The sequence below is a fragment of the Blastococcus haudaquaticus genome (assembly GCF_900230285.1).
GTDB classification, from domain to species: Bacteria; Actinomycetota; Actinomycetes; order Mycobacteriales; family Geodermatophilaceae; genus Blastococcus_B; species Blastococcus_B haudaquaticus.
Genome location: NZ_OCNK01000001.1, coordinates 634,695 through 657,675, shown reverse-complemented (window position 1 = coordinate 657,675; position 22,981 = coordinate 634,695). Strand labels below are relative to the sequence as shown.

The following is a 22,981-nucleotide window of genomic DNA, read 5'->3' as shown; positions in this document are numbered from 1 at the left end:
AGCGAGTCGGCGAATGCGGCCGACGAGCGCCGGCGAGGAGGACTCATGAGTCTGCTGGCGGTGGGCGTGTCCCACCAGACCGCACCGGTGGCGCTGCTCGAGCAGTTCGCCATGGGTCCCGACGACCGGGTGAAGGCGCTGCACGAGCTGGTGGAGAGCGACCACGTCACCGAGGCGCTCGTCCTCGCCACGTGCAACCGCATCGAGGTCTTCGCCGAGGTCGAGAAGTTCCACGGTGGCGTCACCGACGTCAGCCGGGTGCTGGCCCGCCAGGCCGGCGCGACGGTCGAGGAGCTCTCCCCGTACGTGACCGTGCACTACGAGGACCAGGCCGTGGCCCACCTGTTCACGGTCGCCTCCGGCCTGGACTCGATGGTCGTGGGCGAGACCCAGGTCCTCGGTCAGCTGCGCGCCGCCTACGCACTCGCCCGCGAGGAGGGCACCGTCGGGCGAGCGCTGCACCCGGTGGCCCAGCGCGCCCTGCGGGTCGGCAAGCGCGTGCACACCGAGACCGGGATCGACCGCGCCGGCGCCTCGCTCGTGTCGGTCGCCCTCGACCGCGCCGAGGACGTCATCGGCAGCCTGACCGGCCGTCCCGTCCTCGTGGTCGGTGCCGGGTCGATGGGCGCCCTCGCCGCCACGACCCTCGCCCGACGCGGCGCCTCCGTGGTCGTCAGCACCCGGACCGAGGCGCACGCGGCCCGGCTGGCCGACGCGGTCGACGGCCGCGCCGCTCGTCTCGACGAGCTGCCGGCGGAGCTGCCCCTGGCCGACGTGCTGGTCACCTGCACCGGCGCGACCGGTCTGGTCGTGTCCACCGACGTCGTCGCCGAGGCCATGCGCGGCCGCGGTGACCGCCCGCTCGTGGTGGTCGACCTCGCCCTGCCCCGGGACGTCGACCCGGGAGTCGGGGCGCTGCCGGGCGTCCACGTGGTCGACCTCGCTCTTCTGCAGGGGGAGCGTTCGTCGACGCCCGGTCGGCCCACCGCCGGGCCGGTCGCGGCCGACGACATCTCCGCCGCGCACGCCCTGGTGGAGGCCGAGACCGCCCTGCTGCGCGCCGAGCGGCAGGCCGCCGAGGTGGCCCCGACGGTGTCGGCGCTGCGCAGCCAGGCGGCCGAGGTGGTCGACGCCGAACTGCTGCGGCTGTCCACCCGGCTGCCCGACCTCGACGCCCGCGCGCGCGGCGAGATCGCCCGCACCGTCCGCCGCGTCGTCGACAAGCTGCTGCACGAGCCGACCGTGCGGGTGAAGGAGCTGGCGGCCACCCCGGGGGAGACCGACTACGCCGGTGCGCTGCGTGCGCTCTTCGGCCTCGGCATCGACGCCCCCGTCAGCGTGGGCGAGACCACGCTGTCGGACGCCGTCCGCGTCGACCCGGAGCTGCGGACGGGAGAGGCGTCGTGACCACCGCCACCGTCACCGCGACGCTGCGCCTGGGCACCCGGGGCAGCGCGCTGGCACGCACCCAGTCCCAGGCGGTCGCCGACGCGATCACCGCGGCGACCGGCGCGGCGGTCGAGCTGGTCCCCATCGTCACCGAGGGCGACCGCTCCTCGGCGGCCATCGCGCAGCTGGGCGGCACCGGGGTGTTCGTGGCCGCGATCCGCCGCGCGCTGCTCGAGGGCACCGTCGACCTCGCGGTGCACAGCTACAAGGACCTGCCGACCGCACCCGAGCCCGGCCTGACGATCGCGGCGGTGCCCCGGCGCGAGGACCCGCGCGACGCGCTGGTGGCCCGGGACGGCCTCACCCTCGGCGAGCTGCCCCCCGGCGCCAGGATCGGCACGGGCGCACCCCGCCGGGTGGCTCAGCTCCGGGCCCTCGGGCTCGGGCTGGACGTCGTCCCGATCCGCGGCAACGTGGACACCCGCATGGGCCGCGTCGCGCCGGGAGATCTCGACGCCGTCGTCCTGGCGCGCGCCGGGCTGTCCCGCCTGGGCCGGCTCGACGCCATCACCGAGACCCTCGATCCGCTGCAGGTGCTGCCGGCTCCCGCCCAGGGCGCCCTGGCCGTGGAGTGCCGCGCCGGCGATGCCCGCACCCGGGAGCTCGTCGGCCGGCTCGAGGACGTCTCGGCACGCGCCTGCGTGCAGGCCGAGCGCAGCACCCTCGCCGCACTCGAGGCCGGCTGCAGCGCCCCCGTGGCCGCCTACGCCGAGGTGGCCGAGGGCGAGCACGGTCCCGAACTGTTCCTCCGCGCGTCCGTGACCGCGATCGACGGCAGCGACGCCGTCCGCGGCTCGGTGAGCGGTGCACCCGGTGACGCCTCGGCCCTCGGCCGCGCTCTCGCCGCGGAACTGCTCGACAGGGGCGCCGCGGCGCTCATGGCGGTCACACCGTGACCCGCCTCCCCGTTCAGACCCCCGCACAACAGGCCCGTCGGGCCAGGATCAGGAGCACGCGATGACGCGCTTCCGCAAGACCGCAGGCCACGCCGGCCGGGTCGTCTTCGTCGGAGCAGGCCCGGGTGACCCCGGCATGCTCACCGCCCGGGCGACCGCGGCGCTGGCCGAGGCGGCACTCGTCCTCGTCGACCCGGACGTCTCCCCGGCCGTCCAGGACGCCGTCCGGGAGGCATCGCCGGACACGGAGCTGGCCCCGGCCGTCGGCGAGCCGGCCGAGGTGGCGAAGGCCGCCGTCGAGGCCGCCAAGAAGGGCGCGGTCGTCGTCCGGCTGGTCGCCGGTGACCCCTACACCGCGGACGCCGTGGTCAAGGAGGTGCTGGCTGTCGGCCGCACCTCCGTGCCCTTCGACGTCGTGCCGGGTGTGGCCACCTCGACCGCCGTCCCCGCGTACGCCGGTGTCGCCATGGGCGGCACCGCCGTCACCGCCGACCTGCGCAGCGGCGTCGACGTGACGGCCCTGGCCGCCGCGACCTCCTCCACCGGCGGCACCCTGGTCCTCCAGGGCACGGCCGAGGACCTCCCCGACGCCGCCGCCCGGCTGGTCGAGGGCGGCCTGTCGGGCAGCACCCCCGTCGTCGTCACCACCGGCGGCTCGGGCACGGCGCAGAAGAGCGTCGTCGCCAAGCTGGCCGCGGTCGCGGAGAAGACCGCCGGACTGGACTCGTTCAGCGGCCCGGTCGTGGCCACGGTCGGCAGCACCGTCGACAAGCGGGCCCGGCTGTCCTGGTGGGAGAGCCGGCCGCTGTTCGGCTGGCGCGTGCTGGTGCCGCGCACCAAGGACCAGGCCGGCGAGATGAGCGACCGGCTGCGCGCCTACGGCGCCGTCCCGGTCGAGGTGCCGACCATCGCCGTGGAGCCCCCGCGCAGCCCGGCGCAGATGGACCGCGCGATCAAGGGTCTGGTCACCGGCCGCTACGGCTGGATCGTGTTCACGTCGGTCAACGCCGTGAAGGCCGTCCGCGAGAAGTTCGCCGAGCTGGGCCTGGACGCCCGCGCCTTCGCCGGCGTCAAGGTCGCGTGCGTCGGCGAGCAGACCGCCGAGGCCGTGCGTGCGTTCGGCATCCAGCCGGAGCTGGTGCCCGCGGGCGAGCAGTCCAGCCAGGGCCTGCTGGCCGACTTCCCGCCCTACGACGACGTCTTCGACCCGATCGACCGGGTGCTGCTGCCCCGCGCCGACATCGCGACCGAGACCCTCGCCGCCGGGCTCAAGGAGCGCGGCTGGGAGATCGACGACGTCACGGCCTACCGCACCGTCCGGGCCGCCCCGCCGGCCGCCTCGGTCCGCGAGGCCATCAAGGGCGGCGGCTTCGACGCCGTGTGCTTCACCTCGTCGAGCACCGTGCGCAACCTCGTCGGCATCGCGGGCAAGCCGCACGCGAAGACCGTCGTCGCGGTCATCGGCCCGGCCACGGCCGCCAGCGCCCAGGAGTTCGGCCTGCGGGTCGACGTGCAGCCGGAGACCGCGGCGGTGGGCCCGCTGGTCGACGCGCTCGCCGAGTACGCCGACTCCCTGCGCCAGGCAGCGGAGGACGGGGCCGAGAAGTGAGTTCCGGCGGGCTGGACGGGGGAAACCCAGGCTTCGCCCGCGGGCGTCGGCTCCGGTCGACGCCCGCGCTCCGGCGCCTGACCGCGCAGACCCGGCTGGCCGCAGCGGACTTCGTGCTGCCGGTCTTCGTCAAGCAGGGCATCGACGAGCCGGTCGCGATCGGCTCGATGCCCGGCGTCGTCCAGCACACGCTCGACTCCCTGCGGAAGGCCGCGCACGAGGCGGCCGAGGCCGGCATCGGCGGGCTGATGCTGTTCGGCATCCCCGGCGAGAAGGACCCGGTCGGCTCGCAGGCCGATGCGGCCGACGGGATCGTCAACGTCGCGCTGCAGCAGCTGCGCGCCGACCTCGGTGACGAGCCCGTCCTCATGGCCGACCTGTGCCTGTGCGAGTACACCGACCACGGGCACTGCGGCGTGGTCACCCCGGCAGGCGTCGTCGACAACGACCCGACGCTCGACCGCTACGCGGCCGTGGCGATCGCCCAGGCGCAGGCCGGCGCCCACGTCATCGCCCCCAGCGGGATGATGGACGGCCAGGTCGCGGCGATCCGGAAGGCCCTGGACGGCGCCGCCTACTCCGAGACGCCGATCCTGGCCTATGCCGCCAAGTACGCGAGCGGCTTCTACGGACCCTTCCGCGAGGCGGCCGAGGGCGCGCCGCAGTTCGGCGACCGCTCGACCTACCAGATGGACCCGCCCAACGCCGACGAGGCGCTGCGCGAGGTGGCCCAGGACCTGGCCGAGGGTGCCGACGCCGTCATGGTGAAGCCCGCGCTGCCCTACCTGGACATCATCACGCGGGTCGCCGACGCGGTGCACGTGCCGGTGAGCGCCTACCAGGTGAGCGGCGAGTACGCGATGGTCGAGGCGGCCGCCGCCAACGGCTGGATCGACCGCGAGCGGGCGATCCTGGAGACGCTGACCGCCATCCGCCGCGCGGGTGCCGGCACCGTCCTGACCTACTGGGCGGTCGAGGCCGCGCGGCTGCTGTCGCGCGCCTGATCCGGCGATGGACGGGCCGCAGGGGGAGTACACGGAGCACGGGGGCACCTGGCGGCCGTTCTGGATGGTGGCCGCCGCGGTGACGGTGTTCGTCGTGCTCGAGCTCCTGCTCCCCGGCCAGGACCTGCCGTGGTTCGGCTGGCCGGCGCTGGTCGTCGTGCTGGCCATCGTGGCCATGGGCTGCGTCTCCGCCCGGCGGGTCTGGACGGTGCGGGCGGACGACGCCGCGCTGACCGTCGGGCGGGAGCGGGTGCCGCTGGCGCAGATCGACGCCGAGCACCTGCGGGCCGTGGACTCCGGCGTCGACGCGGGTGCACCGGTGCTCGGCGGCGGCTGGTCGCTGCCCCGGGGGCGTACCGGGCTGCCGCTCCGGCTGACCGACGGGCGGACGGTGCTCGTCCCCACCCGCGACCCCGCCGCGCTCCACGAGGCGCTCGTGACCCGCGTGTCCGACACCACCGGCGGGCACCCAGGTCCAGAGGGGACACTGGGCCGGTGACCTCGCTGGACAGCTCCGCCTATCCCTACGAGGCCCCGGCCTCGGCCGACCTCTTCGCCCGGGGGCAGGAGATCATCCCGGGTGGCGTGAACAGCCCCGTCCGGGCCTTCCGTGCCGTCGGGGGGACGCCGCGGTTCATGGTCGAGGGCTCCGGTCCCTGGATCACCGACGCCGACGGACGGCGCTACGTGGACCTGGTCAGCTCCTGGGGGCCGATGATCCTGGGGCACGCGCACCCCGCCGTCGTCGAGGCGGTGACGACGGCGGCCCGGCGGGGACTCTCCTTCGGCGCACCGACCGAGGGCGAGCTCGACCTCGCCGAGGAGATCCGCGACCGGATGGCCCCGGTCGAGAAGGTCCGGCTGGTCAACTCCGGCACCGAGGCCGTGCTCTCCGCCGTCCGGCTGGCCCGCGGGGCCACCGGCCGGCCGCTGGTCGTGAAGTTCGCCGGCAACTACCACGGCCACGTCGACTCGCTGCTCGCCTCCGCCGGCTCGGGGGTGGCGACCCTGGGCCTGCCGGACACCCCCGGCGTGACCACCGGTGCCGCCGCCGACACCGTCGTCCTGCCCTACAACGACGTCGCCGCCGTCGAGGCCGTGTTCGCCGAGCGCGGCAGCGAGATCGCCTGCGTCATCAGCGAGGCGGCCGCGGGCAACATGGGCGTCGTCCCGCCGCTGGACGGCTTCAACGCGGAACTGCGCCGGATCACCGCGGCGCACGGCGCGCTGCTGATCCTCGACGAGGTGATGACCGGTTTCCGCGTCTCGCGGTCGGGCTGGTACGGCCTCGACCCCGTCGACGCCGACCTGTTCACCTTCGGCAAGGTGATGGGCGGCGGGCTGCCGGCCGCTGCCTTCGGCGGCCGCGCCGACCTCATGGACCAGCTGGCTCCGCTCGGGCCGGTCTACCAGGCGGGCACGCTGTCGGGGAACCCGGTGGCGGTCGCCGCCGGGCTGGCCACGCTCCGGAACTGCACCGACGAGGTCTACGCGCGGTGCGACGAGGTCGCCGCCGTCCTGCGCGGGGCCGCGAGCGCCGCGCTGTTCGCCGCCGGTGTGCCGCACCGCGTGCAGCAGGCCGGCTCGATGTTCTCGATCTTCTTCGTGCCCGACGAGCGTCAGGTGCGGAACTTCGACGACGCGAAGACGCAGGACGTCGGCCGGTACACCGCCTTCTTCCACGCCCTCCTCGCCCGCGGCGTCTACCTGCCGCCGTCGGCGTTCGAGTCCTGGTTCGTCAACGCGGCGCTGCGGGGAGAGGCTCTCGACCGCGTGCTCGAGGCGCTGCCCGCCGCCGCCCGCGCCGCCGCGGAAACGAGCGACCACCACCGCGGTGAGCTCGCCAGCGAGCGGTCGTCATGAGCGACAGGACCGTCGTCCACCTCCTCCGCCACGGCGAGGTGTTCAACCCCGAGGGTGTCCTCTACGGCCGGCTGCCGGGCTACCGGCTGTCCACGACGGGCGAGGCGATGGCGCTGGCGGCCGCGGAGTGGTTCGTCGGCAAGGACGTCGTCCACCTCGTCTCCAGCCCCCTCGAGCGGGCGCAGCAGACGGCCGCCCCGACCGCGTCGATGTTGTCGCTGCCCGTGCAGATCGACGAGCGGGTGATCGAGGCCGGCAACGCCTTCGAGGGGATGAAGGTCGCCGGCGGTGCCGGGGTCTTCCGGGCCCCGCGCAACTGGTGGCGGCTGCGCAACCCGTTCGAGCCGTCGTGGGGTGAGCCCTACGTGCAGATCGCCGCCCGCATGCTCGCCGCCGTCGAGGGCGCCCGGGACGCCGCCCGTGGTCACGAGGCCGTCATCGTCAGCCACCAGCTGCCCATCTGGACCGTGCGGCTGCACGTGGAGGGACGCCGGTACCTGCACGACCCGCGCCGCCGGCAGTGCGGGCTGGCCAGCGTCACGTCGCTCACCTACGACGGCGACCGGGTCGTCGGCGTCGGCTACGCCGAGCCCGCCGGCGCCACCGATCCCGACGCGGTGCCCGGCGCATGAGACGACTGGTCCCCGCGGTGCTCGCGGCCCTGGTCCTCGCCGGGTGCACCTCCGGCTCCGACGCCGTCGACGTCAACGACGGCGGCGAGTTCCGGTTCGTCGAGGCGACGCCGTCGGGCGAGGTCATCCCGCCCGGGGAGCGCGCGACCGCGCCCGAGTTCGCCGGCACGCTGCTGGGCGGCGCGAGCTTCTCGTCCGCGGAGCTCGCCGGGGACGTCGCCGTGCTGAACTTCTGGGGGTCCTGGTGCGCCCCCTGCCGGGTGGAGACGCCGGAGTTCCAGGAGGTCCACGCCGACCTCGAGGACGACGGAGTGCAGTTCCTCGGCCTGAACGTGAAGGAGACCGACGAGCAGTTCGCCCTGGCCTTCGTCGAGCGCTTCGGCATCACGTTCCCGTCGCTCTACGACCCGCGCGGCGAGGTCGCGCTGGCGTTCCGGGACTATCCGGCAAACGCGATCCCGTCCACCATCGTGCTGGACCGGGAGTCGCGCGTGGCGGCGGTCTACACCGGCGAGGTCTCCCAGGAGGACCTCCGGCGGGTGCTCGACCGGGTGCTGGAGGAGGCCTGACGTGGGAGAGACCTTCGCCGGGCTCGTCACGGACGGCCCGCTGCTCGTGGCGGCCGCCGTCGCCGCGCTGGTCGGCCTGATCAGCTTCGCCTCGCCGTGCGTCCTGCCGCTGGTGCCCGGCTACCTCTCCTACGTCACCGGGCTGGTCGGGACGGGTGCCTCCGCGGCCGCCCGCCCGTCCGGGTCCGGTGGGACGGCTCTGCGGACGGGGCAGGCGGTCCGCACCGACGTCACCCCGCGCGGTCGCATGGTGCTGGGCGCGCTCCTCTTCGTCCTCGGCTTCACCGCGGTCTTCGTGGCGTTCGGGGCCGCCTTCGGGGGGCTGGGCCGGCTGATGCTCCAGTACTCCGACGTCCTCAACCGTGTGTTCGGCGTCGTCACCATCGTGGTCGGCCTGGCCTTCCTGGGCTGGCTGCCGCTGCTCCAGCGCACCACGCGGTTGTCCGCCCGGCCGGTGGCGGGTCTGGCAGGGGCGCCCCTGCTCGGAATCGTCTTCGGCCTCGGCTGGACCCCGTGCCTCGGGCCGACGCTGTCGGCGGTCTACTCGCTCGCCTTCTCCGAGGCCACGGCCACCCGGGGGGCGATCCTCAGCGTCGCGTACTGCATCGGGCTCGGCGTCCCCTTCGTGCTCGTCGCCCTCGGCGCGCGGTGGGCGATCGGTGCCACCTCGTTCCTCCGGCGGCATGCCCGCTCGGTGACCCGGTTCGGCGGCGCGGTGCTGGTGCTGGTCGGCCTGCTGCTGCTCACCGGCGCGTGGACCGAGATGATGCAGTGGCTGCGCTCCTGGCTGGCCACGACCGGGTTCGGGGAGTCGGCGCTGTGAGCACCATCGCCCCACCGCGGCCGCCGGCGGCGCCGGTCCCCTCGGCTCCGCGGCGGGCGACCGGGCTGCTGCTGCGCTGGTGGCGGCGGCTGACGGCCATGCGCACTGCCATCGTGCTGCTGTTCCTGCTGGCGCTCGCCGCCGTCCCGGGGTCCCTCCTGCCGCAGCGTTCGCTGTCCCAGAACAACGTCCGCCAGTACTTCACCGACCACCCGACCCTCGCGCCGTGGCTGGACCGGCTGTTCCTCTTCGACGTCTTCAGCTCGCCGTGGTTCGCCGCGGTCTACCTGCTGCTGTTCGTCTCGCTGATCGGCTGCGTGCTGCCCCGGGGACTCGAGCACTTCCGTGCCATGCGCGCGGCTCCGCCACCGGCACCACGCAACCTGCTGCGGCTGCCCGACTCGGGAACGCTGAGCACGCAGCTGACCGGTCCCGAGGCCCTCGACGTGGTCGAGGAGGAGCTGCGGGTGCGCCGCTTCCGCGTCGTCCGCCGGGAGGGGGAGCTCTCGGCGGAGAAGGGCTACCTCAAGGAGACCGGCAACCTGCTGTTCCACCTCTCGCTGATCGCCCTGCTGCTGGGGCTGGCCGGCGGGAAGCTCTGGGGCTACGAGGGCAGCATCCTGGTCACCGAGGGCCAGGGCTTCTGCAACTCCTTCCAGCAGTACGACACGCACTCCTCGGGTCCGCTGGTCGACAGCGGCGACCTGAGCCCGCTCTGCGTCGACCTCGAGGACTTCCGTGCGGAGTACGAGGAGAACCTGACGGCTGCCTCGTTCACCGCCGACATCGCCTACGGCGCACCGGGCGAGGAGGGCCGGACGACGACCATCGGGGTCAACGAGCCGCTCCGCCTCGACGGCGACCGCGTGTACACGACGGGCCACGGCTTCAGCCCCACGTTCACCGTCACCCGGCCCGACGGCACCGCGCTGGAGGACGTCTCGGTCCCGTTCCTGCCGGTGGACCAGGCGACGATGGCCAGCGAGGGCGCGCTCAAGGTGCCCGACCTGGGCGGGGACGGCGAGGACCAGCTCGCGGTGCGCGGGTTCTTCGCCCCGACCGGGCTGATCCAGGGCGGGATCCTGACGTCGGTGGACCCACGTCCGCTGGCCCCGCAGGTGGCGATCCAGGCGTTCCAGGGCTACCTGGGGCTGGACTCCGGCATCCCGCAGTCGGTCTACTCCCTGGACAGCCGCCAGATCGACCGGGGCAGCCTCACCGAGGTCGGCGCGGCCAACCTCTCGGTGGGCGAGTCGATGACGCTGCCCGACGGCACCACGATCGCCTTCACCGGCTACCGCCAGTTCGCCGCCTTCCAGTTCTCCCACGACCCCGGGCAGGTGTGGGTGCTGGCCTCCTCGATCGCGATGCTCACCGGGCTGCTCGGGATGCTGCTGCTGCGCCGGGAGCGGGTCTTCGCCCGGGCCGTCGCCGGTGCCCGCGACGGCGGTACCGTCCTGACGCTGGCCTCGCTCACCCGGGGCAGCGGTGAGAGCGCGCCGCGGTTCGCAGCACTGACCGACGACCTGGGCGCCGCGCTCGGCACCCGTGCACCCGAACCGGAGGACCACCCGCGTGACACCTGACCAGCTGGCCTCGCTCTCGGACAACCTCTTCTCGATCAGCATCGCGCTGTACTCCCTGGCGATGGTCGCCTTCTGCGCCCAGCTCGCCTTCGGTCGGCGGACGACGCGGACGCGGGAGCTGGTCGGCGCGGGCGGGCCGCCCGCTGCTTCCCCCGAGGCCACGACAGGAGCGGGCGAGGACGGCCGCGGGCGCCGCTGGGGCGTCATCGCCCTGGGGCTGACGGCCCTGGGCGCGCTGGCCCACGGCGCGGTGCTGATCACCCGCGGCCTGGCGACCGACCGGTTGCCCTGGGGCAACATGTACGAGTTCTCGACCGCCACGGTCCTCGTCGCCGTCGTGGCCTACCTCGTCTTCGCGGTCCGCACCCCGGGACTCCGCCACATCGGGCTGTTCGTGCTCGCCCCCGTCGTGCTGGCGATGGTGCTGATCGGGCTGTTCCTCTACGCCGAGGCCGGGCCGCTCGTCGCGGCGCTCCGCTCGTACTGGCTGGCCATCCACGTGAGCACGGCCATCATCGGCTTCGGCATCTTCTTCGTCAGCGGCATCGCCAGCGTGCTCTACCTGGTGAGGGTCCGGTACGAGGAGCGGGTCGCGGCCGGTGAGGAGCCGGGCGGCCTGCTGTCCCGGCTCCCCGGGGCGGCGGTGCTGGACCGCGTGGCCCACCGCACGGCCGTCTTCGGCTTCCCGATCTGGACCTTCACCGTCATCGCCGGCGCCATCTGGGCCGAGGCGGCGTGGGGGCGGTTCTGGGGCTGGGACCCCAAGGAGACGTGGGCGTTCATCGCCTGGGTCGTCTACGCCGCCTACCTGCACGCCCGGACGACGGCCGGCTGGCGGGGGCGGCCCGCGGCGTGGGTGAACGTCGTCGGTCTCGGCGTGATGATCTTCAACCTGACCTTCGTGAACATGGTGTCCACCGGCCTGCACAGCTACGCCGGCGTCAGCTGAGCAGCGCTCCGCTCACGCTGGGTGAGCGGAGCGGGAGCAGATCCGCACGCGCTCCGGTGACGGATCCTGCGGATCCGTGCTTCCATGCCCCTGGCACGGACGACCGACCAGGCACATGGGGGTTCACTGTGGGTAAGCATGCGGCGCCCGAGGGGGCGTCGGACCCGATCGTGGCCGATGCACTGACGCATCGGCCCGTCGACGCCGCGCGCCATTCGGCCGCGGAGAACCCGGCGGCCGCGGAGAACCCGGTCGGGTGGCCGGGGGAGCCGGCACCCGAGGGTGGTCGCATCGGCTGGCCGGGCGACCTGCCGCCTGCCGCCCCGGAGCGGCCCGGCCCGGCAGCGGCCTCCGGGTCGGCCCACGAGCCGGTCGCGCGCCGGAGCTGGCGCCGGCTGTTCGGCGCCGGCCGGGTGGCCTGAGGCAGAACCCCGCGTCAGGCGGGGGAGCCGTCGTCCCGTCGGGTGCGGCGGTCGAGCTCGCGGAGGAACTCGGGGTCGTCGTCCGGTGCCAGGGGCCGGGGACGGGCCTGCGGCCGCGGCGGACGCGCGCTGCGCGGCGCACGAAGACCTCCGCCCGGACCTCCGCCCGCACGCCCGGGGGCGGCAGCCGCCCGCATGACCAGCACGACGACCGCGACCGCGATCACGAGCACCACCAGGAACACCACGGTTGAACCCCCTCGTCCGCAACCAATGTACGTCCGCGGCGATACTCGGTGCTGAACGAACCGAACCGAGGGTGAACGGAGAGCGCGCCATCGACGCCGTGGACCGGCAGCTGATCGACCTCCTGCGCACGAACGGCCGTGCCAGCTACGCCGAACTGGCCCGCCAGGTGGGGCTGTCCTCGCCGGCGGTGCACGAGCGCGTGGGCAAGCTCGAGGCCGCGGGCGTCATCACCGCCTACCGCGCCGTCGTCGACCCCTCGGCGGTCGGGCTGGACGTCACCGCGCTGATCGGGGTGATCGAGAGCGACTCGGTCGACGACACCGGCCTCGAGGCGGCCATGCGCGAGGTCCCGGGCATCGAGGACTGCTGGCGGGTGGCCGGCAGCGAGGGCTACGTCATCAAGGCGCGGGTGACCGACATCCCGGCACTCGAGGCCACCATCGACGCGTTGAACCGGATCAGGGGTGTGGCCCGCACCCGCACGACCGTCGTCCTCTCGACCAAGTGGGAAGGCCGTCATGGCTGACAGCAGCACCGTTCCGTCCAGCCCCACGGGGGGCCCGGCGACACCGCCGAGGATCCTGCCCTGGCTGCTGATCTACACCGTCGGCCGGCTCGCCATCGCCGCCGCCCTGGTGCTCGTCCTCTGGCTGGTCGGCCTGGGCAGCTTCCCCGGCCTGCTGTTCGGCCTGCTCCTGTCCATGCCGGTCTCCTACCTGCTGCTGCGGCCCTCGCGCGACCGGCTCACCGAGGCGCTCGCCGCCCGGAGCATCGCGCGGAAGGCCGCCAAGGCCGACCTGCGCACGCGGCTCAGCGGGGGCACCGAGTAGGTCATCCGCTGAGGGCGAGCCCTGCGCCGAGGAGCACCCCCGTGGCGAGGGTCAGCAGCCCGGTCCCGGCCAGCGCACCGATCAGCGCCGGTCCCTGACCGCCCCGGAGGACGGTGCGGGCGGGGGGCACCGCCAGGGGGACGGCGAGCAGCGTGATCAGGACCCACGGGCGGTCGATGCCCACCACGGCGACCACGGCGAAGGCGACGACGAACAGGCCGACGTAGGTCAGCCGGGTCGCCCGGTCGCCGAGCAGCACGGCCAGGGTGCGCTTGCCGACGGCGGCGTCCCCGGCGAGGTCGCGCAGGTTGTTGACCACGAGGATCGCCACGATGAGCAGGCCGATCGGCACCGACACCGCCCAGGCCAGACCGGGCAGCGTGCCGGTCTGCACGAAAGTGGTGCCGACGACGGCGACGGGCCCGAAGAACACGAAGACGAAGACCTCGCCGAGGGCCCGGTAGCCGTAGGGGAGCGGACCGCCGGTGTAGGTCCACGCGGCCGCGATGCAGACCGCGCCCACCGCGACCAGCCACCAGCTCGACAGCGCGGCCAGCGCGAGCCCCGCCACGCCGGCCACCCCGAACGCCAGCAGTGCCGCGGTCAGGACCTGTGCGGGCGTCGCTGCACCGGATCCGACCAGCCGCATCGGGCCCACCCGGTCGGCGTCGGTGCCTCGCCGGCCGTCGGAGTAGTCGTTGGCGTAGTTCACGGCCACCTGCAGCGCGAGCGCGACGACCAGCGCCAGCAGGGCCGCGGGCAGGTCGAAGCCGTCGAGGGCGACCGCGGCCCCGGTGCCGACGAGGACGGGCGCCAGAGCGGCCGGCAGGGTGCGGGGCCGGGCGCCGGCGATCCACTGGGCGGGGGTGGCCATCAGTCCTCCGGGGGGAGCGCCGCGACCGCGCGACGGTCGGGCTTGCCGGTGTGCAGGAGCGGCAGCGCCTCCAGCAGGTGCAGCTGCCGGGGCGCGGCTGCGGGGCCGAGCCGCTCGGCGACCCACCCGCGCAGGGCATGCAGGCCGGGACGGGCACCCGCGACCGGGACGACGGCGGCGACGACGCGCTGCCCCCACGTCGCGTCGGGCCGGCCGAAGACCACGGCGTCGACGACGTCGGGGTGCTCGCGCAGCACCGCCTCCACCGCGGCGGGGGCCACGTTCACGCCGCCGCTGATGACGACCTCGTCCAGTCGCCCGGTGACGGTCAGCCGCCCGTCGGCGTCCAGCGTCCCGGCGTCCCGGGTGCGGAACCAGCCGTCGGCGAACGCCGCCTCCGTGCCGGCGGGGTCCAGCCGGTAGCCGATCGCCAGCGTGGGTCCCGCCAGCTCGACTCCCTCGGTCACGCGCACGCGGACGCCGTCCAGCGGCCGCCCGTCGTACACGCAGCCCCCCGCGGTCTCGGTCATGCCGTACGTGGTGACGACGGTGACGCCGTCCTCCCGGGCGCGGGCGAGCAGGGCCGGGTCGGTGGCCGCCCCGCCGACCAGGATCGCGTCGAAGGCGCGGAGCGCGGCCGGCTCCTCCTCCAGGTAGCGGCGCAGCTGCGTCGGCACGAGCGAGGTGTAGCGGCGCCCGGCGGGCATGCGGCCGACCGCCGCCGACAGCGGCTCGCCCTTCCCGAGCGTCTCGGGTCGCGTCCCGGCGAGGACGCTGCGGCACAGCACCTGCAGCCCGGCGACGGCCGAGACGGGCAGCGCCAGCAGCCAGCTGCCCGGGCCACCCAGCCGGGCGGAGGTGGCGGCGGCGGAGGCCTCGAGGGCCGCGGCCGGCAGCAGGACGGCGCGGCCGCTGCCGGTGGACCCGGAGGTGACCACCACCAGGTCCGCGCCCGGCTCCAGCGGCTCCTCCGGCCGCAGCGCCGCCCGGGCCGCGGCCACGACCGCCGGCGGGCCCTCGGGCAGGACGGCGAGCGGGCTCGTGCCGGCGAGAGCGGCCCGGACGTCGTCCAGGGAGAGGTCGGCCGCGGGCACGGGGGTGAGGTGCCTGGTCGTGCCGCCTGCCCGCCCACCACCCACGACGGGCAAGCCTACGACCCTGCCCAACTACATTGAGCACGTGATGACCGCCGTGTACCGGGTGCCGCTGCGCACCCGCTTCCGCGGCATCGACGTCCGGGACGGCGTGCTCGTGCACGGGCCGGCGGGCTGGGGCGAGTTCTCGCCGTTCTGGGACTACGACGTCGCCGAGAGCCGCCGCTGGTGGGCCGCGGCCGTGGAGGCGGCGACCGAGGGGTGGCCGGCCCCGGTGCGGTCCTCGGTGCCGGTCAACGTGACGGTTCCCGCGGTCGACGCTGACCGTGCGCACGCCATCGTCGCGGCGTCGGGCTGCCGGACGGCGAAGGTGAAGGTGGCCGAGCCCGGTCAGACCTCCGCCGACGACCTCGCGCGGGTCGAGGCCGTGCGCGACGCACTCGGCCCGGGCGGCGCGATCAGGGTCGACGCCAACGCGGCCTGGGACGTCGACACAGCGGTCGCCCGCATCGGCGAGCTCGACCGGGTCGGTCTGGAGTACGTCGAGCAGCCCTGCGCCACCCTGGAGGAGCTGGTGGCGCTGCGCCGGCGGATCGACGTGCGCGTCGCGGCCGACGAGGTGGTCCGCCGCTCGGCCGACCCGCTGCGGGTCGACCTGCGCGATGCCTGTGACGTCGTCGTCCTCAAGGTGCAGCCGCTGGGCGGCGTGCGCGCTGCGCTGCGGGTGGCGGAGGCACACGGCCTGCCGTGCGTGGTCTCCTCGGCGCTCGAGTCCTCCGTGGGGATCGCGGCCGGGGTCGCGCTGGCGGCGGCGTTACCGGAGCTCCCCTTCGCCTGCGGCCTGGCCACCGTCGCGCTGTTCACCGACGACGTCACGTCGTCCCCGCTGCTGCCGGTCGACGGCGCCCTGCCGGTGGTGCGGCCGGAACCGGACCGGCTGGACGCGGTCGCCGCCGACGCGGACACCGACGCGCGCTGGCGCGCCCGGGTGGACGCGGTGCGCGCGTGAATCCGTCCACCGCCTTCGCGCGGGTCCTCGTCGACGAGCTGGTGCGCGGCGGCGTCACCGACGCCGTCCTGGCGCCCGGCTCGCGCTCGGCGCCCGTGGCCCTCGCGCTGGCCGCCGCCGAGCGGGACGGCCGGCTGCGGCTGCACGTGCGCATCGACGAGCGGACGGCGGCGTTCCTAACGCTGGGTCTGGCCAAGACCTCGGGCCGCCCGGTCCCGGTTCTGACCACGTCGGGGACGGCGGCTGCGCACCTGCACGCGGCGGTGCTGGAGGCGGACGCGAGCGGGGTGCCGCTGCTGGCGCTCACCGCCGACCGGCCCCCGGAGCTGCGGGCGACCGGCGCCAACCAGACGATCGAGCAGGCCGGGCTCTACGGCGGCGCGGTGCGCTGGGCGGTCGACGTCGGGGTCCCCGAGGCAGGCCGCGAGGCCGCGCAGAACAGGTACTGGCGGTCGCTGGTCGCGAAGACGCTGCTCACCGCCATGGGCGCGCTGTCGGCGGACCCGGGGCCGGTGCACCTGAACCTGGCGTTCCGCGAGCCGCTGCTGCCCGACGACGAGGCGACGGAGCTCGCCGGTCCCTGGGCCGGGCGCCCCGGCGGCGCCCCGTGGACCGCCGCGCAGCGGTGGACGCCGGCCGGCTCCGGCCCGGTCGACTGGCGGCAGCGGACGCTGGTCGTCATCGGCGACGGGCCCCCGCTTCGGGGTCGGGTCGCCGCGGACACGGCGCGGGCCAACGGCTGGCCGGTGATCGCCGAGCCCTCCAGCGGCGCCGCCGGGCTCCGGGGCGGTGCGCTGCTGCTGGGCGCTGCCGACTGGCTGGCCGCGCACCGTCCCGACCGCGTGGTCGTCGTGGGCCGGCCCACCCTCTCCCGCCCGGTCTCCGCGCTGCTGGCCGATCCGGCCGTCGAGGTGGTCACGGTGACCCGCCGTCCACGGTGGCCGGATGCGGCACGGTCCAGCGCCACCGTGGGCCCCGACCTCCCGTACGGGCCTGGTGAGGGCGGCACCGTCGACGATGCCTGGGCCCGGGAGTGGGCCGCCGCGGCTGATCGAGTGGGCGGTGCGGTCGACGCGGCGCTCGACGCCGCCCCGGGACCGACCGCTGCGCGGCTCGCGCGCGACGTCGTCGCGGCGCTGCCGTCCGGGGCGCTGCTGGTGCTCGGTTCCTCGACGCCGGTGCGCGACGTCGACCGGCTGGCGGTGCCGCGCGGGGACGTCACCGTCCTCGCCAACCGCGGGGTGGCCGGTATCGACGGGACGATCTCGACCGCGATCGGCGCCGCCGCGATCCACGGCGGCCGTGCCGTCGCGCTGATGGGTGACCTGACGTTCCTGCACGACCTCACCGGACTGCTGGTCGGTGACGGGGAGCCGGCGCCGGACCTCACGGTCGTCGTCCCGGACAACGACGGCGGCGGGATCTTCGCCCAGTTGGAGCCGGGGGCGGACCGGCACGCGCGCGACTACCGCCGGGTGTTCGGGACGCCGCACGGACGCGACCTGGTCGCGGTCGCCGAGGCGCTCGGCTGGGCGGCCACCCGCCTCGCCTCGGCCGACGACCTCCCCGCGGTGCTCGCGCTCGGAGGACCGCGCGTCGTCGTCGTCCGCACCGACCAGCGCGCCGAGGCAGCGCTGGCGGTCGAGCTGCGCGCAGCGGCGGCCGCCGCGCTGGAGAGCTGAACCGACGTCACCCGATCCGGTGGCTCACCGGGCCGCCGGTTGCCCGACGGGCCGCGTCGCCGGAGCGTCGGCCGACGTGACGAGCCGATGATCCCGAGGTCTGCCTACCGTGTCGTCTGCCTGGCCGGTGCCGTATTGGGGCTGGGCACCGCGGTGTACTTCTTCGCCGACGGCGACGCCACCATGGGGTGGTTCTTCGTCGTCTTCACGGCCCTGCTCTGGCCCGCGTACCTGGCCTACTCCTGGGCGGAGCGTCGACGACGCGGCTGAACTCCGCGGGTCGGCTCCCGGAGGTCAGCCTTCCAGTGCTGCCTGGAAGGCGGCGAACTTCGACTGCGTCTCGGCCAGCTCGGCCGCCGGGTCCGAACCGGCGACGATGCCGCAGCCGGCGAAGAGCCGGGCGCTGTCGTCGCCGACGAGCTCCGCGCAGCGCAGGGCCAGACCGAACTCGCCGTCGCCGCGCGCGTCCATCCAGCCGACCGGACCGGCGTAGCGGCCGCGGTCCATGCCCTCGAGCTCGGCGATGACGGCGACGGCATCGGGCGTCGGGGTGCCGCCGACGGCCGCGGTCGGGTGCACCGCGCCGACCAGCTCCAGCAGGCCGGCCCGTCCCCGGGCACCGGTGCGGCGCTGGGTGCCGGTGACGTCGCTGGCGAGGTGGCGGACGTTCGCGAGGGTGAGCAGGTCGGGCTCGGCGGGGGCGTCGAGCGTCGCGCAGAACGGCTCCAGCGCCCGGACCAGCGAGTCGACGGCCAGCGTGTGCTCGGCGCGGTCCTTGGCCGAACCGATCAGCGCGGCGGCCAGCCGGTCGTCCTCGGCACCGGCTCCGCGGGGGGCCGTGCCGGCCAGCACCCGGGCGCTCAGCCGGCGTCCGCTGCGCCGGAGCAGGAGTTCCGGGGTGGCGCCGAGGAGGCCGTCGACGGCGAACGTCCAGCAGTCGGGGAACCGGGCGGCGAGCTTGCGGAGCAGCCGCCGCGGGTCCAGAGGCGCGTCGGCGGAGACGAGCAGGTCGCGCGCCAGCACCACCTTCTGCAGCTCCCCGGCGTCGATCCGCTGGACCGCGGTGGCGACGGCGGCACACCAGGTGGCCGGGTCGAGCGCACCGTCGGCGTAGCGGAGGCGGAGCGCGGGGCCGTCGTCGTCCTGGGCGGGCAGGAGGACGTCGCGCGGGTCGACGTCGCCCACCGTCGTCAGCCAGGCGACGCCGTCGCGCCGGCCCAGCACCACCTGGGGGACGACGAACACCGACGTCCCGGCGGCGGGGTCGAAGGCGATGCTGGCGAACAGGACCGGTCCGGAACCGGCGATCCCGAGCTCGTCGTCGGTGTCCAGTCCCTCCGTCCAGTCCGCCCACCAGGCGGCGGCCTCCTCGAGGGCGCGGGGTCCGCTGACCTCGAGCCGGGCGGCCTCGCCCCAGCCGACCAGACCTTCGCCGCGGCGAACCCAGGAGAGCGCGCCCTCGGCCGGGAGCCGGTCGAGCAGCTCGCCGCCTGCCTCGGTCCGGATCGTCGTCACCGTGCGCGCCGGGGACCCACCGGCGGCCGCCGGGGAGGTCAGGGCAGCCGCGGTCACCTCTCCAGAGTAGGAGGGCCGGTAGCGTCGGTGCCGTGGGAGACCGGCGAGACCCTGCTCATAGGGACATGGCACACACCGCCGGCCTGAGGGCCGGACTGGACAAGCGTCCCGCCGAGGTCGCGGCCATGTTCGACGGCGTCGCCGAGCGCTACGACCTCACCAACACGGTGCTCTCCGCCGGCCTGGACGCCTCCTGGCGGCGGGCGACGCGGCAGGCCCTGGGCGCGCGCCCCGGCCAGACCGTGCTCGACGTCGCCGCCGGGACTGCGGTCTCCACGGTGGAGCTGGCCGCGGGCGGGGTGACCGCGATCGCCTGCGACTTCTCCCAGGGCATGCTCCGCGCCGGCGCCTCGCGGGCGGTCCCCAAGGTCGCCGGGGACGCGATGGCGCTGCCACTGGCCGACGAGAGCGTCGACGGCGTCGTCATCTCCTTCGGGCTGCGCAACGTGGCCGACCCCGACGCGGCACTGCGCGAGTTCCGCCGCGTGACCCGGCCCGGCGGCACCCTGGTCATCTGCGAGTTCTCCTCGCCCACGTGGACGCCGTTCCGCACCGTCTACACCGAGTACCTGATGAAGGCGCTGCCGCGGATCGCGCGCGCCGTGAGCAGCAATCCCGATGCCTACGTCTACCTCGCCGAGTCGATCCGGGCGTGGCCGGACCAGGCGGCCATGGCGGCCCGGGTGCAGCAGGCCGGCTGGGGCGAGGTCGCCTGGCACAACCTGACCGGCGGCATCGTCGCCCTGCACCGCGCCCGCAAGGTCTGACTCCCGGAACTGTCCCTGAGCGGCCCCCTTAGGGACAGTCGGACTCGCGGACATTGGAGCTAGGGCAGGACCCGAGCCAGTGCAGCGAGGTCCTTTACCCATTGGGCCGAATCACGTTGATCCGCAGGGACGGCGTGAAGCAGTCGGGTCGCGAACTCGCGGACCGAGTACGTCCCAGCGATGTTGCCGTCGACCGGGTGGACGGCGATTCCCACGTCGGCGTCCACCCATCGACGCAGGCTGCCACCAAGCTCGTCGAGTGGCCGTTCGAGCACCTTCTCGCCGGGCTCCACGTCGTCCTGGTTCTCCGAGGATGCGGATACCTCGTCAGGCCAAAACGGGAGCAGTGTGTCCCCGTTCCGGTCCTCCCAAGGTGTGATCCCCTCGTCGGTTCCCCAGGTGAAGCACCTGCCCTGCTCGGCCACGCGGGGGAAGAAGGCGGCGTCCCGGACCTTGTTCGCGGCTACCCGTTCAAGGCGGCTGAAAGGCATGACGAAGACCGTAGCCGCGGCGAAGCAGCGTCCCGCGATGCCGATAGCCCGTGTCCCTGAGCGGCCCACCCAGGGACAGCCAGCGGTGTCCTGCCTTGCTGCGTGCGATCACGCTGGCAAGCTGCGTTCGTGACCGAGGATGCGAACGACGCGTGGCCGTACTACGCGTTGGATTTCCCGGGCCTGTCGCGTGACGACGCCGAACGCATTCTTGCGTGGGTTCGGCAACAGGGTCCGGCACTCAGCTCGCTCCTCGACGGGGAGGGCGTGGAGCCTGGCTCCATAGTCGAGCCCGACTGGTGGTACGTCCGCTATCTCGACAAGTGCGCGGTTCGGAGCCTCAAGAAGGCTTCCGAGATTGCACTGGCGACGGGCCAGTTGACCGACGCCGAGACGGACGCGCTCACCTCGGGGGTGGAGGACTTCACGGAGTGGTTGCAGCAAGCGGCGGGGACGGAGGACGACTGTCCCGATGACTGAGATTCGGAACTCCAACGTCGAGCGGTGCCTCAGCAAGCCGTCGTCATGGGGAGATGTCCGTCAGGGCCGATCCTCGCGCAAGCGTCCCTAAGGCCGCCTTCAGGGCGACGCGAGTCCCTACATCGCCGATATGGACGATCGCGCGAGATCTCGGTCCTGTCCGCCTGACCCCCGGAAACTGTCGTACCTCGAACGTATGTTCGGTCCGTGCCCGTCGCCGAGCTCCTCCGTAGCCCGTTCGAGGGTGCGCTGGTGGGCTGGCTGGTCGCACGGCCGGCCGAGGTCGACCGCCTGCCGGTGGGGCTGCTGTCGGCGGCCGAGGTGGCGGCGGAACTGCAGCGGGTCCAGGCGCGGAAGGCGATGGATGCCGCTTACGAGGCCGACCTGCTGATGGCGCTGGCCGCGCAACGGCCCGACACGGACGACCCGCCACCGGGCCATCCCGGTGCGCGTCGTCGAGGTGCGGGGTCACCCGTGCCAGGAACGAGCGAGTTCCTTCCGGACGAGGTGGCGCTGGTGATCAACAGCTCGCGGACCTTCGCCTCCGATGTGCTGACCGATGCCTGGGTGCTGACGGAGCGGATGCCCGCTGTCCACGACGCCTGCACGGCGGGAAAGCTGGACTGGTGGCGGGCGAGGGTGTTCGCAGACGTCCTGGGCACCGCCGGCGACGAGGTGATCGGCGCCGTCGTGCCCGCCCTCCTGCCGAAGGCTGCGAGCCTGTCGTCCGGGCGCCTGCGCAAGCGACTGGTCGCGGCGGCGATCGCCGCGGACGAGGAGTTCGCCGAGCAGCGGAGGGTCGAGGCCGAGCGCCGGGCCGACGTGCGGACCCGTCCGACCGACGACGGGATGTCGGTGCTGAGCAGCGAGCTGCCCTCGCCGGTCGCGGCGGCGATGTGGTCGGCGATCGACCAGGCCGCGCAGCTGGCGCGGACCGCAGGCGACGACCGCCCGATCGGGCTGCTGCGCGCGGAGGCCCACGCGGCCATGGTGCTGCGGCCCGGAGGGGGCGAGGGACCGGCGTTCACCGGATCCGTCACCGTGCTGGCTCCGCTGGCGGCATTGCGCCGAGGCGGCGTCGGCGCCGTCGACGGGGACCTCGGCCCATCCGTCGATGGCACGCCGATCACCGCCGGTCACCTGAGTGAACTGCTCGCCGAGCTGGGCGCCCTCGGGCTCCGGCCACCGGCGGGCGGGGGGATGGACGTCGCGCTGACCGACGAGCGCGGTGCCCTGCTGGCCAGCTCGACCTTCGGTGAGCTCGCGCGCCTGGCCGCCCGCGGGTGCACTACACACGGCCGCGAGGCAACGTGTCGGTGCCCGGTCCTCACGGCACCGGTCGCGGTCGACCGCTACCAGCGCTCCGCTGCGCAGGACCGCTTCCTCAAGGTGCGCGACCGGACCTGCAGGCATCCCGGCTGCGCGCAGTCGGCCGGGCGGACCGATGCCGACCACGTCCTCTCCTACGACTGCGGCGGCCGCACCGGCGGCGAGAACCTGTGCTGCCTGTGCCGCACGCACCACCGGCTGAAGACGTTTGCCCGCGGCTGGCGCTTCGAGATGCACCCCGACGGCACGCTGCGGGTCACCACCCCGAGCGGGATCACCCGCGTCACCCGGCCGCCGGGGCTGCGCGACCGGATCGAGCAACGAGCCCTGCCCGGACCACTGCCACCGACGGAGGAGCCGGCGCCTTTCTGAGGACGCTGGCCTCCCGCTAGCGTCCGAAGGATGACCGTCGACCTCTTCGCGGGACTGCCCGTCAGTGACTATGACCGGGCGCTTTCCTGGTACGAGCGGCTGCTGGGTGCGGAGCCGGCCTTCCTCCCCAACGACGTCGAGGCGGTGTGGGAGCTCGCCGAGAACCGGTATCTCTACATCGACGTCCGGCCCGAGCACGCCGGCCACGCGATGCAGACCCTCTTCGTCGGCGACCTCGACGAGCGGGTCGCCGGCATCAGCGACCGGGGGATCGAGCCGGCCGCTCGGGAGACCTACTCCAACGGCGTCCGCAAGGTCACCTACCGCGACCCCGACGGCAACGAGATCGGGTTCGGCGGCGGCCCGGTCGAGTGAGGGAGATCGGGGTTCCGGTGCCGATCCCTGGGCCGTAGCGTCGGTCCATGAC

The 22,981-nt window shown here is 74.6% G+C and carries 26 protein-coding genes; 21 read left to right on the top strand and 5 right to left on the bottom strand.

The features are described from left to right. The first annotated feature begins 45 nt into the window (after nt 1–45). The 12 genes from CRP30_RS03220 (at nt 46) to CRP30_RS03165 (ending at nt 11,802) form a co-directional block, all read left to right on the top strand. On the top strand, nt 46–1,407 hold the full coding sequence (locus CRP30_RS03220; RefSeq protein ID WP_097182485.1) for a glutamyl-tRNA reductase: 1,362 nt from the start codon (nt 46–48) through the stop codon (nt 1,405–1,407). Beyond that, on the top strand, nt 1,404–2,345 hold the full coding sequence (gene hemC / locus CRP30_RS03215) for a hydroxymethylbilane synthase (protein ID WP_097182484.1): 942 nt from the start codon (nt 1,404–1,406) through the stop codon (nt 2,343–2,345). Before CRP30_RS03220 ends, hemC begins: the two co-directional genes overlap by 4 nt. 61 nt (nt 2,346–2,406) lie before the next feature. Then, on the top strand, nt 2,407–3,954 hold the full coding sequence (locus tag CRP30_RS03210) for a uroporphyrinogen-III synthase (protein WP_097182483.1): 1,548 nt from the start codon (nt 2,407–2,409) through the stop codon (nt 3,952–3,954). Then, on the top strand, nt 3,951–4,958 hold the full coding sequence (hemB, locus tag CRP30_RS03205) for a porphobilinogen synthase (RefSeq protein ID WP_200814512.1): 1,008 nt from the start codon (nt 3,951–3,953) through the stop codon (nt 4,956–4,958). The genes CRP30_RS03210 and hemB overlap by 4 nt, the downstream gene beginning before the upstream one ends. A 7-nt stretch (nt 4,959–4,965) precedes the next feature. Continuing rightward, complete coding sequence (gene mce1N / locus CRP30_RS03200) at nt 4,966–5,457, top strand: transport-regulating membrane protein Mce1N (RefSeq protein WP_097182482.1); 492 nt, start codon at nt 4,966–4,968, stop codon at nt 5,455–5,457. After that, the gene (gene hemL, locus CRP30_RS03195; RefSeq protein WP_097182481.1) at nt 5,454–6,821 is read left to right on the top strand and encodes a glutamate-1-semialdehyde 2,1-aminomutase; all 1,368 of its coding nucleotides are present in this window, start codon (nt 5,454–5,456) and stop codon (nt 6,819–6,821) included. The genes mce1N and hemL overlap by 4 nt, the downstream gene beginning before the upstream one ends. After that, on the top strand, nt 6,818–7,453 hold the full coding sequence (locus tag CRP30_RS03190; RefSeq protein WP_097182480.1) for a histidine phosphatase family protein: 636 nt from the start codon (nt 6,818–6,820) through the stop codon (nt 7,451–7,453). The genes hemL and CRP30_RS03190 overlap by 4 nt, the downstream gene beginning before the upstream one ends. Further along, on the top strand, nt 7,450–8,022 hold the full coding sequence (locus tag CRP30_RS03185) for a redoxin domain-containing protein (protein WP_097182479.1): 573 nt from the start codon (nt 7,450–7,452) through the stop codon (nt 8,020–8,022). Before CRP30_RS03190 ends, CRP30_RS03185 begins: the two co-directional genes overlap by 4 nt. Before the next feature lies 1 nt (nt 8,023). Further along, nucleotides 8,024–8,845 carry a cytochrome c biogenesis CcdA family protein gene (locus tag CRP30_RS03180; protein WP_097182478.1) on the top strand — a complete coding sequence of 274 codons (822 nt, stop codon included), beginning with the start codon at nt 8,024–8,026 and terminating at the stop codon, nt 8,843–8,845. After that, nucleotides 8,842–10,431 carry a cytochrome c biogenesis protein ResB gene (gene resB, locus CRP30_RS03175; protein WP_097182477.1) on the top strand — a complete coding sequence of 530 codons (1,590 nt, stop codon included), beginning with the start codon at nt 8,842–8,844 and terminating at the stop codon, nt 10,429–10,431. The genes CRP30_RS03180 and resB overlap by 4 nt, the downstream gene beginning before the upstream one ends. Further along, nucleotides 10,421–11,380, top strand: coding sequence for a c-type cytochrome biogenesis protein CcsB (ccsB, locus tag CRP30_RS03170; RefSeq protein WP_200814511.1), 960 nt, complete (start codon nt 10,421–10,423; stop codon nt 11,378–11,380). The genes resB and ccsB overlap by 11 nt, the downstream gene beginning before the upstream one ends. Nucleotides 11,381–11,550: 170 nt before the next feature. After that, nucleotides 11,551–11,802, top strand: coding sequence for a hypothetical protein (locus tag CRP30_RS03165; protein ID WP_143278390.1), 252 nt, complete (start codon nt 11,551–11,553; stop codon nt 11,800–11,802). Nucleotides 11,803–11,816: 14 nt separating this feature from the next. On the opposite strand, the gene CRP30_RS03160 is transcribed toward CRP30_RS03165, so the two are convergent. Further along, nucleotides 11,817–12,050, bottom strand: a complete 234-nt coding sequence (locus tag CRP30_RS03160; RefSeq protein ID WP_097182475.1) for a hypothetical protein — start codon at nt 12,048–12,050, stop codon at nt 11,817–11,819. A gap of 71 nt (nt 12,051–12,121) precedes the next feature. On the opposite strand from CRP30_RS03160, the gene CRP30_RS03155 reads away from it, so the two are divergent. After that, nucleotides 12,122–12,577, top strand: coding sequence for an Lrp/AsnC family transcriptional regulator (locus CRP30_RS03155; protein ID WP_235003132.1), 456 nt, complete (start codon nt 12,122–12,124; stop codon nt 12,575–12,577). After that, the gene (locus tag CRP30_RS03150) at nt 12,570–12,881 is read left to right on the top strand and encodes a DUF4229 domain-containing protein (protein WP_097182474.1); all 312 of its coding nucleotides are present in this window, start codon (nt 12,570–12,572) and stop codon (nt 12,879–12,881) included. The genes CRP30_RS03155 and CRP30_RS03150 overlap by 8 nt, the downstream gene beginning before the upstream one ends. A gap of 1 nt (nt 12,882) precedes the next feature. Here the strand turns inward: CRP30_RS03150 and CRP30_RS03145 are convergent, their stop codons facing one another. Beyond that, the gene (locus tag CRP30_RS03145; RefSeq protein WP_097182473.1) at nt 12,883–13,755 is read right to left on the bottom strand and encodes a 1,4-dihydroxy-2-naphthoate polyprenyltransferase; all 873 of its coding nucleotides are present in this window, start codon (nt 13,753–13,755) and stop codon (nt 12,883–12,885) included. Then, nucleotides 13,755–14,894, bottom strand: a complete 1,140-nt coding sequence (gene menE / locus CRP30_RS03140; RefSeq protein ID WP_097182472.1) for an o-succinylbenzoate--CoA ligase — start codon at nt 14,892–14,894, stop codon at nt 13,755–13,757. The genes CRP30_RS03145 and menE overlap by 1 nt, the downstream gene beginning before the upstream one ends. Before the next feature lie 43 nt (nt 14,895–14,937). Here menE and CRP30_RS03135 point away from each other — a divergent pair, with 43 nt between their 5' ends. The 3 genes from CRP30_RS03135 (at nt 14,938) to CRP30_RS03125 (ending at nt 17,810) form a co-directional block, all read left to right on the top strand. Continuing rightward, a complete protein-coding gene (locus CRP30_RS03135) occupies nt 14,938–15,858 on the top strand; it encodes an o-succinylbenzoate synthase (RefSeq protein ID WP_097182471.1) in 921 nt (306 codons plus the stop codon). Beyond that, complete coding sequence (gene menD, locus CRP30_RS03130) at nt 15,855–17,540, top strand: 2-succinyl-5-enolpyruvyl-6-hydroxy-3-cyclohexene-1-carboxylic-acid synthase (protein WP_097182470.1); 1,686 nt, start codon at nt 15,855–15,857, stop codon at nt 17,538–17,540. Before CRP30_RS03135 ends, menD begins: the two co-directional genes overlap by 4 nt. Nucleotides 17,541–17,627: 87 nt before the next feature. Continuing rightward, entirely contained in the window at nt 17,628–17,810 is a 183-nt protein-coding gene (locus tag CRP30_RS03125; RefSeq protein WP_097182469.1) for a hypothetical protein, read from the top strand. 24 nt (nt 17,811–17,834) lie between these two features. Here the strand turns inward: CRP30_RS03125 and CRP30_RS03120 are convergent, their stop codons facing one another. Continuing rightward, on the bottom strand, nt 17,835–19,112 hold the full coding sequence (locus tag CRP30_RS03120; RefSeq protein WP_097182468.1) for an isochorismate synthase: 1,278 nt from the start codon (nt 19,110–19,112) through the stop codon (nt 17,835–17,837). A gap of 68 nt (nt 19,113–19,180) precedes the next feature. Between CRP30_RS03120 and CRP30_RS03115 the strand changes: the two genes are divergently transcribed. After that, nucleotides 19,181–19,882, top strand: coding sequence for a demethylmenaquinone methyltransferase (locus CRP30_RS03115; protein WP_097182467.1), 702 nt, complete (start codon nt 19,181–19,183; stop codon nt 19,880–19,882). 59 nt (nt 19,883–19,941) lie between these two features. Here CRP30_RS03115 and CRP30_RS03110 read toward each other — a convergent pair whose 3' ends face one another. Next, nucleotides 19,942–20,373 (bottom strand): DUF2750 domain-containing protein, encoded by a 432-nt coding sequence (locus CRP30_RS03110; RefSeq protein ID WP_143278389.1) that lies wholly within the window; start codon nt 20,371–20,373, stop codon nt 19,942–19,944. 129 nt (nt 20,374–20,502) lie between these two features. Here CRP30_RS03110 and CRP30_RS03105 point away from each other — a divergent pair, with 129 nt between their 5' ends. From CRP30_RS03105 to CRP30_RS22925, 3 genes are all read left to right on the top strand, one after another. Beyond that, entirely contained in the window at nt 20,503–20,853 is a 351-nt protein-coding gene (locus CRP30_RS03105) for a hypothetical protein (RefSeq protein WP_097182465.1), read from the top strand. Nucleotides 20,854–21,060: 207 nt separating this feature from the next. Beyond that, nucleotides 21,061–22,554, top strand: a complete 1,494-nt coding sequence (locus CRP30_RS03100; protein ID WP_097182464.1) for an HNH endonuclease signature motif containing protein — start codon at nt 21,061–21,063, stop codon at nt 22,552–22,554. A 30-nt stretch (nt 22,555–22,584) separates the two neighbouring features. Next, nucleotides 22,585–22,929 (top strand): VOC family protein, encoded by a 345-nt coding sequence (locus tag CRP30_RS22925; RefSeq protein WP_097182463.1) that lies wholly within the window; start codon nt 22,585–22,587, stop codon nt 22,927–22,929. The last annotated feature ends 52 nt before the right edge of the window (nt 22,930–22,981 follow it).